1 protein-coding gene is annotated in these 330 nt (G+C 64.2%); it reads left to right on the top strand.

What is annotated here, in order from left to right:
- Positions 1-330: DUF5753 domain-containing protein (locus J0695_RS42595; protein ID WP_242553827.1), on the top strand; the 330-nt coding region annotated here is incomplete at both ends.

Genomic DNA, 330 nt, shown 5'->3' with positions numbered 1-330 from the left:
CCATGCCGGCTTCCGATGGGACGTGGACTTCCTGCACATCCCGGGACTTCTACAGACCGAGGACTACTCTCGCGCACTCTTCTCCTACGTGAACCCCGAGCTCCCGAAGGGCGAGGTGGAGCGCTGGGTGGAGCACCGGATGCAGCGCAGGGTCATCATCGACCGGGCTGACCCGATTCCGTACGCGGCCGTCATCCATGAAGGTGCACTGCGGATAAGGGTCGGTGACCGAGTGGCGGCGCGGAGGCAACTCGCCCGCGTCCTGGATATCTCCGATGCTGACCATGTTACCGTGCGCGTCATCCCCTTCGACCTGGACGACTTCGGAGG

Source organism: Streptomyces beijiangensis, assembly GCF_017315755.1.
GTDB lineage: Bacteria > Actinomycetota > Actinomycetes > Streptomycetales > Streptomycetaceae > Streptomyces > Streptomyces beijiangensis.
Note: the sequence above shows the minus strand (reverse complement) of the source record. Positions and strands in the feature narration are given on the sequence as shown.